Annotated in this window: 14 protein-coding genes; 8 read left to right on the top strand and 6 right to left on the bottom strand. The window is 54.9% G+C overall.

What is annotated here, in order from left to right; translation table 11 throughout:
* Nucleotides 1-40 precede the first annotated feature (40 nt).
* Nucleotides 41-1,138: an AAA family ATPase gene (locus M2406_RS09940; protein WP_012145791.1), complete on the top strand. Its 1,098-nt coding sequence runs from the start codon at nucleotides 41-43 to the stop codon at nucleotides 1,136-1,138.
* Here the strand turns inward: M2406_RS09940 and M2406_RS09935 are convergent.
* Together M2406_RS09935 and M2406_RS09930 are read right to left on the bottom strand one after the other, a co-directional pair.
* Nucleotides 1,135-2,031, bottom strand: a complete 897-nt coding sequence (locus M2406_RS09935) for a Kdo hydroxylase family protein (RefSeq protein ID WP_259189794.1) — start codon at nucleotides 2,029-2,031, stop codon at nucleotides 1,135-1,137. The genes M2406_RS09940 and M2406_RS09935 overlap by 4 nt on opposite strands.
* Before the next feature lie 321 nt (nucleotides 2,032-2,352).
* Complete coding sequence (locus M2406_RS09930) at nucleotides 2,353-3,903, bottom strand: GGDEF domain-containing protein (protein ID WP_012145789.1); 1,551 nt, start codon at nucleotides 3,901-3,903, stop codon at nucleotides 2,353-2,355.
* Nucleotides 3,904-4,088: 185 nt separating this feature from the next.
* Here M2406_RS09930 and M2406_RS09925 point away from each other — a divergent pair, with 185 nt between their 5' ends.
* Nucleotides 4,089-4,283 (top strand): hypothetical protein, encoded by a 195-nt coding sequence (locus tag M2406_RS09925; protein ID WP_259189793.1) that lies wholly within the window; start codon nucleotides 4,089-4,091, stop codon nucleotides 4,281-4,283.
* 54 nt (nucleotides 4,284-4,337) lie between these two features.
* Here the strand turns inward: M2406_RS09925 and M2406_RS09920 are convergent, their stop codons facing one another.
* On the bottom strand, nucleotides 4,338-4,754 hold the full coding sequence (locus tag M2406_RS09920; protein WP_259189792.1) for a VOC family protein: 417 nt from the start codon (nucleotides 4,752-4,754) through the stop codon (nucleotides 4,338-4,340).
* 271 nt (nucleotides 4,755-5,025) lie between these two features.
* Between M2406_RS09920 and M2406_RS09915 the strand changes: the two genes are divergently transcribed.
* From M2406_RS09915 to M2406_RS09900, 4 genes are all read left to right on the top strand, one after another.
* Nucleotides 5,026-5,799, top strand: coding sequence for an SDR family oxidoreductase (locus M2406_RS09915; RefSeq protein ID WP_259189791.1), 774 nt, complete (start codon nucleotides 5,026-5,028; stop codon nucleotides 5,797-5,799).
* A gap of 53 nt (nucleotides 5,800-5,852) precedes the next feature.
* Nucleotides 5,853-6,755, top strand: coding sequence for a LysR family transcriptional regulator (locus M2406_RS09910; protein WP_259189790.1), 903 nt, complete (start codon nucleotides 5,853-5,855; stop codon nucleotides 6,753-6,755).
* Between the two features lie 496 nt (nucleotides 6,756-7,251).
* Complete coding sequence (locus tag M2406_RS09905; RefSeq protein WP_012145782.1) at nucleotides 7,252-7,500, top strand: GlsB/YeaQ/YmgE family stress response membrane protein; 249 nt, start codon at nucleotides 7,252-7,254, stop codon at nucleotides 7,498-7,500.
* A 94-nt stretch (nucleotides 7,501-7,594) separates the two neighbouring features.
* The gene (locus M2406_RS09900; protein WP_017893300.1) at nucleotides 7,595-7,984 is read left to right on the top strand and encodes a YidB family protein; all 390 of its coding nucleotides are present in this window, start codon (nucleotides 7,595-7,597) and stop codon (nucleotides 7,982-7,984) included.
* Nucleotides 7,985-7,987: 3 nt separating this feature from the next.
* Here the strand turns inward: M2406_RS09900 and M2406_RS09895 are convergent, their stop codons facing one another.
* Nucleotides 7,988-8,920 carry a LysR family transcriptional regulator gene (locus tag M2406_RS09895; protein ID WP_012145780.1) on the bottom strand — a complete coding sequence of 311 codons (933 nt, stop codon included), beginning with the start codon at nucleotides 8,918-8,920 and terminating at the stop codon, nucleotides 7,988-7,990.
* 115 nt (nucleotides 8,921-9,035) lie between these two features.
* On the opposite strand from M2406_RS09895, the gene M2406_RS09890 reads away from it, so the two are divergent.
* Both M2406_RS09890 and M2406_RS09885 read left to right on the top strand, forming a co-directional pair.
* Entirely contained in the window at nucleotides 9,036-10,088 is a 1,053-nt protein-coding gene (locus M2406_RS09890) for an SDR family oxidoreductase (RefSeq protein ID WP_259189789.1), read from the top strand.
* Nucleotides 10,089-10,197: 109 nt separating this feature from the next.
* Nucleotides 10,198-11,277 (top strand): endonuclease/exonuclease/phosphatase family protein, encoded by a 1,080-nt coding sequence (locus tag M2406_RS09885; protein WP_115184361.1) that lies wholly within the window; start codon nucleotides 10,198-10,200, stop codon nucleotides 11,275-11,277.
* Between the two features lie 40 nt (nucleotides 11,278-11,317).
* Here M2406_RS09885 and M2406_RS09880 read toward each other — a convergent pair whose 3' ends face one another.
* Together M2406_RS09880 and M2406_RS09875 are read right to left on the bottom strand one after the other, a co-directional pair.
* Entirely contained in the window at nucleotides 11,318-12,325 is a 1,008-nt protein-coding gene (locus M2406_RS09880; RefSeq protein ID WP_012145777.1) for an NAD(P)H-quinone oxidoreductase, read from the bottom strand.
* 158 nt (nucleotides 12,326-12,483) lie between these two features.
* Nucleotides 12,484-12,693, bottom strand: coding sequence for a hypothetical protein (locus tag M2406_RS09875; RefSeq protein ID WP_012145776.1), 210 nt, complete (start codon nucleotides 12,691-12,693; stop codon nucleotides 12,484-12,486).
* Between the last annotated feature and the right edge of the window lie 489 nt (nucleotides 12,694-13,182).

The following is a 13,182-nucleotide window of genomic DNA, read 5'->3' as shown; positions in this document are numbered from 1 at the left end:
TGTTAAGATGCGCCATCCCGTTGACTAAAAAATTGAGCCTATGACGATCCAACAACTCCAGCTAACTGGCTTCCGTTCTATCCGCAACCTGCAACTGCAATTGGGCCGCCTGAATGTGATCAGCGGCCCGAACGGCTGCGGCAAGTCCAACCTGTATAAAGCGGTACGGCTGATCCACGAGGCGGCATGCGGGCGTTTGTCTACGGCGTTGGCCGAGGAGGGCGGCATTCAGAAAGCGATGTGGGCCGGAGGATTGCGCCCGGGCGATCGGCGGGGTGATCCTAAGAGGATGTTGCTGTCTGCCACCCTTGAGGACTTCGATTATCAGTTGCAACTGGGGTTCCCCGATCCTACCGACAGTCTGTTTCAACTCGACCCGCTGGTCAAAGAGGAGTCGCTGTGGGTAGCCGGTCATGGTCGTCGCCCGTCGGCGCGGGTGCTGGAGCGGCGCAATCAAAGCGCATTCCTGACGAATATTCAGGGCGAACGTACGACTTATCCCGCCAGTCTGCATGCAGAGGAATCGGTGTTTGGTCAGCTTGCTGACCCCCACCTGTATCCTGAAGTGTCGCAGGTGCGGGAAAACCTGCGCCAGTGGCGTTTTTATCATGAGTTTGCCGTTTGGCCCGGTTCGCCACTGCGTGCGCCGCAGGTGGGCATCCGCGCGCCGGTGCTGGCGCATGACGGCAGCAATCTGGCCGCCGCTTTTGAAACCGTTTGCGAGATAGGCAACGGGGAGTTGTTGCATGAGATCCTGGGGCAGGCCTTTCCGGACTGTGAGTTTGAAATACAGGCACCGCAGGGGCGTTTTCAGCTATTGATGCACCGGGCCGGGATTTTACGTCCTTTGGACAGTGCCGAACTTTCGGACGGTACGCTACGTTTTCTCTGCCTGGCCGTGGCGATGCTCAGCCCGCGGCCACCGGCATTTATGGCCTTTAACGAACCGGAAAACAGCCTGCACCCGCAGTTGCTGCCGGCGCTGGCAATGTTGATCGCCGAAGCCAGTCGATACAGCCAACTGTGGATCACCAGTCATTCACCACAATTGGCCGAACTGATTGGCCGCCACAGCCTGGTCACGCATTATCAACTGGCGCAGCAGCAGGGTGAAACCCAGCTGCTTACCGCGGATTAAATCAAGGGTTTGCGCAGCAGCGTTTCCAACATTTTTAGCGGTGACTGCCGTGGATTTTTCATCGCACTGACCGGCAGCAGGAAGGTTTGTTCCAACATAAACTGACCGGCCATCGCTGCATGCGGCGTCTGATCGGAAAAACAGATCCAACTGCTGCCCGGCGGTAGGTCGAGTGCCAGCTGTGGGCCTTGCTGCTGGTAGTTTTGGTCGGCTTTCATTGCATCGTGCAGGTGCAGCATCAGGTGGTCGTAATGGCTGCGGCGGCGTTTGGTGATGCCGACCTTATGCTGCAGCCAACTGCCCAAGGGCGAATAGCGCGGCAGGCGCGGTATAAAACGCCGTGCCAATTGGGGGAAGGGTTCACCGACGCGCCATTGGCGATGCTCGCCGTGCGGATTGATGTTGGTAAAAATACGCAGGATACGCTCACCCTGATTGGGGCGTGACGGGAAGGCGTCAACGTGCAAACGACTGTCGTCCTTACGCCATGAACTGGCCGCACGCCAGGCCGAAACCGGGTGCAGGCGCAGGCTGTTAACCGGTGAATGCAAGGTCTGCTGATAATGAGGCAGTAAACCGGCGATTAACTGGCGGCTGGCCTGATAATAACGTTCCAGCAGTGCCTGTACCTGCGGCTGTTGCGCCGCTATTGCTACGCCAGATAATTTTTGGCTTTCTGGCCAGTAGCTGATGTTTTTACGTTTTATATCCACCAGTGAGGGATCCAATAACGCTATTTCATCGGCTAACAATGGAAATTTTAATTCGGGCAAAAACAAGACTTTTCCTTGCTCCAGCGCCAGGGTGGCGGTGAGGGCAGCAGGCAGAGGGGCGCTGTCCCACTGCCGTTGTGGCAATGTCATCAACGCCTGTTCCGGCATAAGGCTATCCATATGTATCCTATCTCCTTGCAATGTAGGGTTCTTATAATTGTTTTTATTTGAATGGAATATATAACCCGCGGGAATTATTCCCGAATTGTATTAATGGCTAATAAACTGGCTTTAATAATGGTAACACTATTAAAATTCACCAAGTACTAAACAAAGATTAAACGATATGCTAATCGCACGAATGGGTAAAAATAGATTTAAACGGAATTAGTGGGTTTATTATTGGAAATTAATCAAAACATCAATTAGGCATGATAATACTATTAGGTGGCCTGGGTTTTTTATCTGAGGCCGCCTTTTTGCTAAAGGCGGCCTACCGGGTCAAGCGGAGTAAATACGGTTTTTGCCCTGGGCTTTCGCTTGGTACAGTGCGCTGTCCGCCTGATTGATAAAGCTCATCGGCGTGTCGTTATACATATGCGGCACCTTGGCGTAGATCCCTATGCTGATGGTGATGACGCCATGTGGGTTGCCATCATGAGGTATTTTTAGCTCCCGCACGGCTTCAATGACGCGCTCGGCGAAAATCAGTGCGCCCTGGGCGTCGGTATCCGGCAAGATGATCGCCATTTCTTCGCCGCCGTAGCGGGCCATAATGTCGTTGCTGCGGCTGGCCATTCCCTTGAGCATTTGTCCGATCTGTTGCAGACACTGGTCGCCGGCGACGTGGCCATAGATGTCGTTATACTGCTTGAAGTAGTCAATATCCAACATCAACAGCGCCACGCTACGGTAGTTGCGTGAGGCGCGCATCAGCTCATTCTTTAAGGCGATATCAAACTGACGGCGGTTGGCCAGCCCGGTCAGGCCGTCCAGCAAGGCCAGTTCTTCCAGGGTGCGGTTGATACTGGTGAGCTGATCGCGAGTGCGCATCAGCTCGGCCTCGGTGCGCACGCTGTGGTTTATCTGACGCATCAACACCATCCCCATCGCCAACAGGATCGCCAGCAGGGTGGCACCACCCAGGGCAAACAGGCCGGAATCGTTGCGCCAATCAGCCAGCACGTCTTTTTTCGACAGCCCGGCGGCAATCACCAGTGGATAGCGGGTAACCCGTGAATAGCCGTAAATCCGTTCTACCTTGTCGTAGCGCGAGGTAATGGTGGCATTGCCGAATTCGGAATGTGGCAATATTTCCCGGAACAACACGCCCTCGGAAATATTCTTGCCGATGGCCGCCAGGGAATAAGGGCGACGGTAGAGAATGGTGCCGTCCGCCAATAGCAGATTGAGTGAAGCATCACTGTTTAGCGCAAAGGTATCGTAAAACTGGCGGAAATAATTGATATACAATGTGGCCAGCACGACCCCGGCAAAACTGCCGTCCGGGTGGTTGAAACGGCGTGATACCGGAATGATCAAATCGCCGGTAGAGCGGCTGCGTACCACCTTGCCGATATAAACTGCATTGCTGTTGTGCTCGAGGTGATATTTAAAATATTCCCGGTCGGCATTGTTGGCGTTTTGTACAAAGCGGCCTGATGAAGTGACGACCCAATTACCTTGCGCATCGTAAACAAACAGCCCGTGCAGTTGCGGCAGGTTACCCACCTGTGTTTGCATCACTTTTTGCAATCGTAACAGCTGTGGGCGAGCCAGCCCGTCAACCTGAATGCGTTCACTCAGATCGGACAGCGTACTGTCGGTCTGCATAAAGGTGTCATCGGCATGCTGCGCCAGCGCACGGGCCAAATTGGCGGATTCATTCTCGGCACTTTGCAAGTCGCGCTGATGGGCATTCCAAATTTGCCAGGCGTTAAACAGGATCAGCGTAACGGCAACGATGACGACAAACACGCCGGCCTGAAATAATAACGGGGAGTTTTTACCGTTGCGAGGCCGTTCGGCATCCTGCAGTTGCTGCTGTGTCATGTCACCCTTGCTGTACAATCTTTAAATCGAGGTAAGAACAATCCTACATCTTATTCGCTAATCACCTGGACCACTACACCTTAAACGGCGAAAATGAATAAGTTGTTGAGGGCAGAGGAAGAATATATTGCCTCCGATTATACCCTTCGCATTAAACCTGCGAAGAGAATACAGGGATCGCTTGCATGTCTGACTACATCATTATTACTTTGCTGACGCTGGTGGTTTATTACCCGGTGACGCTGGGAGTACTGGCGTTAATGATCCTGTTTGCCTGGCGGCAGCGTAAGTCGCTTTACTGGCGTTTGGGATTGGTGCTGCTGACGGCGCTGTTTGTGCTGTTCGCCATGGCGGCCTATGACTGGTATCACTACAACTGATGGTTGATACCACGATGCCCGCTATCAGAGCGGACACCGCAGCAGGATGAAGAACTATTCAACGTTAATCATCCAATTGACGCCAAACTGGTCGGTCAGCATACCAAAACCTTTGGCCCAGAAGGTGGACTGATAAGGCATGGTTACCTGGCCGCCCTGCGACAGTTTTTCGAACAGTTCGCGGCCTTGATCCACGGTACTCGGGTTGAGCGACAGGGCAAATCCTTTGTGTGATGCGTCGGCACCCTCCTGCGGGCAGCCATCCGAGGCCATCAGCGCGGTTTCACCTATCAGCAGCCGGGCATGCATGATGGACTCCGGATTGACGTCTTGAGGGTTGCCCTGTTTGGCTTCCTCGGGCATCTCTTTGTAACGCATCATCATTTCAAGCGTGGCACCCAACTGCTGCACATAGAATTTCACCGCCTGCTCACAGTTACCGTTAAAAAATAAGTAGGGTTGAATCACCATGACATTGACCTCTGTTATGGCCCGTCTGGGCGTTTAGCGGCCTACGGCGGGCGGGAAACAATAGTTTCTAATTGCGACTATTGCTGTTGGAAACTTACAAGTGTAGTGCGATTTCCGCTGAATGCCTGGCTGCCGATCACGCTGTGGGGATTTTTCGCCCGCCCAGCAATATTGACCGAAAAACCGGGATGGTTCATCCCGGTTTAGACAGATTATCTGAGCGGTCACAGTTCCTATACTCGTTACAACCTTCACTAACGGAGTCACTGTAATGAGCAAACAATCTTTGAATGGAAAAGTGGTGTTGATCGCTGGCGGTGCGAAGAACCTGGGTGGCCTGGTAGCGCGCGATCTGGCGGCCAACGGTGCGGCAGCGATAGTCGTGCATTACAACAGCGATGCGACCCGGGCGGCAGCGGAGGAAACGCTGAAGGCGGTTAAAGCGGCGGGCGCACAGGCGATAACGGTGCAGGGCGATCTGACTAAACCGGCTAACGTGGCACAGCTGTTTGAGCAGGCTATCAAGGCATTCGGCAAAGTGGATATTGCCGTTAATACCGCCGGTCTGGTAATCAAAAAACCGATTGCCGAGGTGACCGAAGCGGATTACGACAGCAGTTTTGACATCAATTCCAAGGCGGCTTTCTTCTTTATCCAGCAGGCGGGCAAGCATTTGGCCGACAACGGTCGCATTGTGTCCATCGTCAGCTCACTGCTGGCGGCTTATACGCCGTTTTATGCCGTCTATCCGGGCAGCAAGGCACCGGTGGAGCACTTTACCCGTGCCGCGTCCAAAGAGTTTGGTGAGCGGGGCATCAGCGTGAATGCCATCGGCCCAGGCCCAATGGATACGCCGTTCTTCTACGGGCAGGAAAGCAAAGAGGCGGTGGAATATCACAGCAGCGCCGCGGCGCTGAGCAAGTTCTCGAAAACCGGCCTGACCGACATTGAGGACATCGCGCCGATCGTCAAATTTCTGGTCACCGACGGCTGGTGGATCACCGGGCAGACGCTGTTTGCCAACGGTGGCTATACTACCCGTTAATATCAATTTTGCTGCGGCCGATGCCGCAGCCTGTTTAACAGGATGCACTGCCGGTGGATAAAATAGGGAGATTGCGGGTCTTTATCCAGGTGGCCGAAGTGGGCAGTTTTATCCGGGCTTCGCAGATCCTGCTGATGCCAAAAACCACGGTTTCGGCCGCGATACAGCAATTGGAACATGAAATGGGCACCCGCCTGTTTCATCGCACCACTCGCCGGGTACAACTGACCAGCGACGGTGAACTGTTGCTCGAAAAGGCACGCAGCCTGCTGTTTGACGTGCAGGCATTGGAAAGTCTGTTTCACCGGCAAAACGGCCCGATCGGGGGGCGTTTGACGGTCGATGTCCCCAGCCGAATCGCCCGGAGAATGATCGTGCCGGCGCTGCCGGACTTTTTTCTGCAGTATCCCGAAATCCAACTGTTTCTCAGCGCCAGCGACCGTTCAGTCGATCTGATCCAGGAAGGGATCGATTGCGTGGTGCGCGTCGGCAACCTCAGCGACAGCAGCCTAGTCAGCCAGCCGCTGGGCCGCCTGAGTATGATCAACTGTGCCAGTCCGGATTATTTGCAGCGCTACGGGACCCCGGAGCATCCTGACCAATTGGAAGATCACTGGGTGGTGGGCTATGCGCAGCCGACCCTGGCAGGGGCGGATAGCTGGCAGTGGCAGCAGGATGGACAGCATTTTGAGAAAACGTTGCCTAGTCGGGTGACGGTGAACAATGTGGAAAACTACATCGGCTGTTGCCTGGTGGGGTTGGGAATGATGCAGATACCGCGTTTTGATGTTCAACACTACCTGGATAACGGCAGCCTGTGCGAGATCTTGCCGCAGGCCCGGCCACCGGCAATGAGCATGGCTTTGCTTTATCCCCATCGTCGTCAGCGTTCGGCGCGTTTAACCGCCTTTGCCGAGTGGTTCAGCCAGTTAATCAAGCCGTTTTGCGAAACCTGAGGCCTGGTGGCCAATGGGATTTTTATCTAAGTGAGATGCTATTTATTATTGGCTTTCAGGCAATTAAATTTCTGTAAAAACAAGACACAATTAAAACCGCCAAAAAAGTGACAAAGGATGTGTAACATTACATCAGCAGCAGGGTGGCTGAGCCATCCCAGGCGGCGGCCAGGGCATAGATTGCAGCCAGTATCAGCAGAAATGGCGTGTTGGTCATGGTCTGTCCCCGGCGTGAAGTCTCGCCTGTCGTTATAGCCTTTATAAATGACAGCGAGATGAATTCGGCTGATTTTCGTACAGTAAAATTCAGACGGACGGAAATGGGTAAACTGCTGATATTTGACTATAGTAGTTGTGTGAAGACGCGTGTTTATCGTGATTTACCCTGTATCGTTCTGCCGTTAAGGGAAGGGGCAGGTGTGAAAGTATCGAGCAGGCGCCGTCGTGGGTCTGGTGATAGGGTTTCTTAAGGCAAAAAGTAATAGGGAGAGTAAAAATGGGCATTATTTCCTGGATCATTTTTGGGTTAATCGCCGGTATCTTGGCTAAATGGATCATGCCGGGCAAAGACGGTGGTGGCTTTATCGTGACCGTCATTCTGGGGATTATCGGTGCAGTTGTCGGCGGCTATATCAGTACCTTCTTCGGTATGGGTCGTGTGGATGGCTTCAATCTGGGCAGCTTTGTTGTCGCAGTCATCGGTGCCCTGGTGGTGCTTTTTGTCTACAGAAAGATCAGAAGCTAATCAGATGCTGATCAACAGGGTCGCTGCGGCGGCCCTTTTTTCGTTAAATCACAAGGGTCGAGCGGCCTGAGCCGACGACTGGAAGGGGATTACCATGGGTCTTTTTGATAGCGTATTGGGCAATATTCTCGGCGGTGCCAACGGCGGTAAAGGCATCGATTACGTCGCCATCATGCAATGGGTCGAGCAACAGGGCGGCCTGCAGGCGATTCTGGACAAGTTCCGTCAGGGGCAATTCGGCGATGTGGTCGGTTCATGGCTGGGCAACGGTCAAAACCAGCAGATCAACGGCGATCACGTGCAGCAGGCGCTGGGCAGCGATGCCATCAATCAGCTGGCCGAAAAGCTGGGCGTCGATCCGGCTCAGGCATCCGCCACTATTGCGCAGTTCCTGCCAACGGTCGCTGACGCCGCATCGCCAAATGGCGAAGTGCAGCAGGACAGCAATGAACTGGGCGATATGGTCGGTAAACTGTTCAAATAATGTTTATGCCTCCGGCGCCTGGTCGGGGGCATAGTTTAACGTCATGCCTTCAATGTTCCCCAATGCCGTCAGCAAATACTCCACCCAGGCCCGCACTTTGCCGGGAATAAAGCGCGCCGCGGGATAAACCGCATGCAGCGCCATCGGCGGATAACGCCAGGCCGGCAAAATAGGCACCAACGCGCCACTCGCCAATTGCCGACCGATCAACGGCCGCTGTGCGCCGCCAATACCCAGCCCCGACTCAATCGCCGCCAGCAATGAAAAAGTGTTGTTAGCACGGAATACCGGACGCAGCTCCACCATCTCGGGGCCATGAGGGCCGATTAACGTCAGCGTGTCTGCGTCGCTCAGGCCGCTGTAACGGATGTGCGGATGGGTTGCCAGCTCTGCCAGCGTTTGCGGTTCACCCTGGGCCGCCAGGTAAGCCGGCGAGGCCACCAGAATACGTTGTAACTCTCCCAGTCGTCGCGCCACCGTGCCAGGTGAACTCAGTTCGCCAAAGCGGATCGCTACATCGATGCCTTCACCGATCACATCCGCCCGACGATCGTCCAGCAACAGTTCGATGTTCAGCTGCGGATGCTGTTGCTGAAAGGCGATCGCCAGCGGCGTCAGGTGTTGTTGGCCGAAACCTGTTGGTGCATGGATGCGTAACGAACCCTGCAGCCGCAGGTTTTGGCCATGTAGCACTTCTTCCGCTTCACCCACCGCCGCCAGAATCGGTTTGATTTGTCGGTAATAGCCCGCACCGGCATCGGTCAGCGTTACGGCGCGAGTGCTGCGAAACAGCAATTGGGCGCGCAGCTGTTGTTCCAGGCTGGCGATCTGTTGGCTGACTGCCGGTTGTGTCAGGCCCAGATCGCGAGCGGCGGCCGACAGGCTGCCCAACTCGGCTACCCGAACAAAAGTCTGCATGGCGTTTAGCTTGTCCATCGGCCCTCCATCTATAGATTTTACTTATAAGTGATAGTAATAAACCTCATCTACCGCAAGCTTAACTAATAAATCATAGTGAAAGTCTCAATAGATACTGAAGCGGAGACATAACATGCAAAACGACAAACTGGCGCTGGTGGTCGGCGCTAACGGCGTTATTGGCGGCAAGCTGATTGAAGAGCTGGAACAACAGGGTTGGCAGGTGATTGGCCTGTCGCGGCGCGGAGGCGTTGACCGGCCGCAGGTGCGTTATCTGGCGGTCGATCTGTTGGATGCACAGGCAACGGCTGATGCCTTGCGATCGCTGACCCAGGTCAGCCACATTTTCTACGCAGCCTATCAGGATGCGCCGGATTGGGCGGGGCTGGTGGCGCCAAACCTGGCGATGCTAAGCAATGTGGTGGAGGCGTTGGAACCGGTGGCGCATGGCCTGGAGCACATTAGCCTGATGCAAGGCTATAAAGTGTATGGCGCCCATTTAGGGCCGTTCAAAACCCCGGCGCGTGAGAGTGATGCCGGGCATATGCCGCCGGAGTTTAATCTGGAGCAGCAAAGCTATCTTGAACAGCGCCAGCAGGGGAAAAACTGGCACTGGAGCGCCATTCGCCCCAGCGTCGTCGGTGGTTTCTCGCTTGGCAACCCGATGAATCTGGCGCTGACCCTGGCGGTTTATGCCTCGATCAGCAAGGCGCTGGGGCTGCCATTGCGATTTCCCGGCAAACCAGGGGCTTACCACAGCCTGCTGGAAATGACCGATGCCGGGTTGCTGGCGCGGGCTACCTTGTGGGCGGCTACGGAGCCGGCGGCGGCTAATCAGGCATTTAACATCAATAACGGTGACCTGTTCCGCTGGAGTGAGCTGTGGCCGAAAATTGCCGGCTATTTTGATCTGGAAGTGGCGCCGCCGTTGCCGATGCCGCTGGAGTCGGTGATGGCGGATAAAAGTGAGCTGTGGCAGGCGTTGGCGCAACAGCATCATTTAGTCGAAACGGATTACCGTGCGGTGGCGAGTTGGCGTTTTGCCGATTTTGTTTTCTCGTGGGATTACGACATGTTTGCCGATGGCAGTAAGGCACGCCGTTTTGGCTTCCATCAATTTGTCGAAACCGAAGCGATGCTGTTCGCGCTGTTTGACGAATTCCGCCGTCGCAAGATAATTCCTTAAGTCGGCTGGCGGGACAGGCGTTTTTTATGGCAATCTTTGGCTGCTGCACCAAGCGGCAGTCAGGAGGCCGTCACCCCGACCGGCCCGGATCGATGATGAGGAATTAACTGTGACAGGGATAACCGCCATACTGACGCTTTTGCTGGCGCTGGTGACCATTGCGCCACTTTCAAAGCATGCAGCCTGGTGGATCCGGGTGTGGGATTTCCCCCGCCTGCAAATACTGGCGCTCTCGTTGCTGGTGTTATTGCTTAACCTGCTGTTTGTACCGCTGTCACCCTGGGTGTGGGGCATGATGGCCGTGAATCTGGCCTGTGTGGTTTATCAGGCCGCGTGGATTTACCCTTATACCCGGCTGAGCAAACCCCAGGTGCTGGATTTTACCGGCTACCAGAAGAAACCGCGTATCCGCATTCTGGTGTCCAACGTGTTAACGCCCAATCGCCAGGCGGAGAAACTGCTGGCGTTGGTGGCGACCGAACGGCCGGACGTGCTGGTGGCGGTAGAAACCGATGCCTGGTGGGAGCAGCAGCTGTCGGCGCTGGAACAGGACTATCCTCACAGCCTGAAATGCCCGCTGGATAACCTGTACGGCATGCATGTCTATTCGCGGCTGAAACTCAGCGATGCGCAAATACAATACCTGGTGGATGAGCAGATCCCGTCGATGCACATGATGGTGCATTTGCCGCAAGGGCCACAGATACGACTGCACTGTGTACACCCGATGCCGCCGAGCCCGACAGAGAATGAAGAGTCGGAAGATCGCGATGCCGAGCTGGTGATGGTGGGCAAAAGCGCAGCCAAATCGGAGTTACCGGTAATTGTGACCGGCGATTTGAACGATGTGGCCTGGTCGACCACCACCCGGCTGTTTCTGAAAGTCAGCGGCCTGTTGGATCCGCGTCGTGGGCGTGGCATGTTCAGCACTTTCCACGCCGGTTATCCGTTCCTGCGTTGGCCCCTGGACCATGTGTTTCATAGCGATCATTTTGTTCTCGGTTCGCTGCGCCGCCTAACCAGCGTCGGCTCGGATCACTTCCCGATAATGGTGGAACTGGTGTATTCTCCGAAGCAGGGGGCACAGCAGGAAAGCCTGGAGAAAGACAGCGAAGACGAAGCGCTGGCGCAAGAGAAGTTAGCCAATACCGACTCCACGCCGGAAGAGGTCCACACCCCAGGCAGCTGAAAACATCCCCCCGCGACACCTGCTGCGGGGGGCGTATGACCTAGATAGTCAGCATGATTTTACCGATATGCTGACTGGACTCCATCAGCGCATGGGCTTCCGCGGCCTGATCCAGCGGGAAGGTTTTGAATATCTGCGGTTTTAATGCGCCGCGCTCCAGCAGCGGCCACACCTTCTGGCGTAAATCAGCGGCAATTTGCGCTTTATCTTCCACGCTGCGTGCACGCAAGGTCGAGCCGGTATGGGTCAGGCGCTTGATCAGCAGTGGCATCAGGTTCAGTTCCTTCACCACGCCGTTCTGGGTGCCGATTTGCACAATGCGCCCGTCCATCGCCGCCGCCTGGTAGTTCTTCGCCACGTAATCACCGGCAATCAGATCGACAATCACGTCGGCTCCCTTGCCGTTAGTCGCGCGCTGGGTCTGTTCAACAAAATCTTCGTTGCGGTAGTTAATCGCCACATCGGCACCCAATGCCAGACTGGCCTGGCGCTTTTCTTCGGAGCCGACGGTGGTGATCACCCGGGCGCAAAAGGCTTTCGCCAGCAGGGTGGCGACAGTGCCGATACCGGAGGTTCCGCCGTGGATCAATACGGTTTCGCCAGCCTTAAGGTGCCCGCGTTGGAACACGTTGACCCACACGGTAAAGAAGGTTTCCGGGATCGCCGCCGCTTCAATCAGGCTAAAGCCCTCGGGTACCGGCAGCGCATTGCTTTCATGTACTTTGCAGTATTCTGCGTAACCGCCGCCGGCAATCAGGGCGCAAACCGCGTCGCCGATGGCGTAATTTTGTACCCCAATACCGATAGCGACTACGGTACCGGCGATCTCCAGACCAGGAATGTCCGATGCGCCAGCAGGCGGTGCGTATTGGCCGCGGCGTTGCATCACATCAGGGCGGTTAACGCCGGCGGCAGCAACCTTCACCAGAATTTCTCCCTGTTGCAGGGTTGGCAGCGGTCTTTGGCTGCTAATCAGAACCTCTGGTTCGCCAGGCTGGCTGATTTCGACGACTTTCATGGTGTTGGGCAGCGCTGGATTGGCTGACATGGTGATTCTCCTCAGTTGGCGTTCAGGCGCAGTAACCAGTGTAGGTAACCGCCTGCTGTAATTCATGTTTTATCTTACATAAATGCCGAAGGGAGAATGTGGATCATAGGGCGGTCGCAAGGGGAAAGGTGGGGCGCCGCCGCAGGGGCGGCATGGGATTAGTCATTGGGCGGGATGCGAAAACCTTTTAGCGAGACGATAAAATGTTCTTTCCCTTTGGATATTTTGGCGCCTCGATCACACCACAGGCTGGCGAGCTGGAAAAAGTCGTCGCTGTCGATGTCATAGGCCAGTTCGATTTTTTTTGCCGTGCCGTAGCGGATCAGCTTTTCGGCTTCCTGGTGGTTGGTTGCTCTAATGGTGGTCATAACGAAATCCTTGGTATTAAGCCAGTGCGGATAATCGCCAACCATGATATGGCCATATTGTGACAATTTTGTGATGAAAAAATGACAGGGTGCAGTTCTGTGGCCAGGGGCAGGGTGTTAATGCCATGCCCCTGTATGCTTGCATTAACGATCGTATGGACGCAGCAAGGTACTTTTCTTCTGAGATTTGAAGTGCTTATACAACGCGAATCCTGCGATGCCGGCTAATACGGCCAGCAAAGATAAATATTCAGTCGCCATCTGACAACCCTCCGATAAAGCATGGCTAAGGAGTGGTTATTTGTGACAGCTATCACGTTACGCAGCAATGAGACCATTCTGTAAGTCGGCAGGTGCTTGATATTCAGGCATAAAAAAAGCGCCTATAGGGAGGCGCATAAAATATTGCAACACAGCTTGTTGTGTTCAGCACCAGGAGGAGTGGTGAACAGAGTGCCATTGTATGAACACTGTGCTGCGGCTGATATA

Source organism: Serratia sp. BIGb0163 (genome assembly GCF_024809935.1).
GTDB classification, from domain to species: domain Bacteria; phylum Pseudomonadota; class Gammaproteobacteria; order Enterobacterales; family Enterobacteriaceae; genus Serratia; species Serratia quinivorans.
Note: the sequence above shows the minus strand (reverse complement) of the source record. Positions and strands in the feature narration are given on the sequence as shown.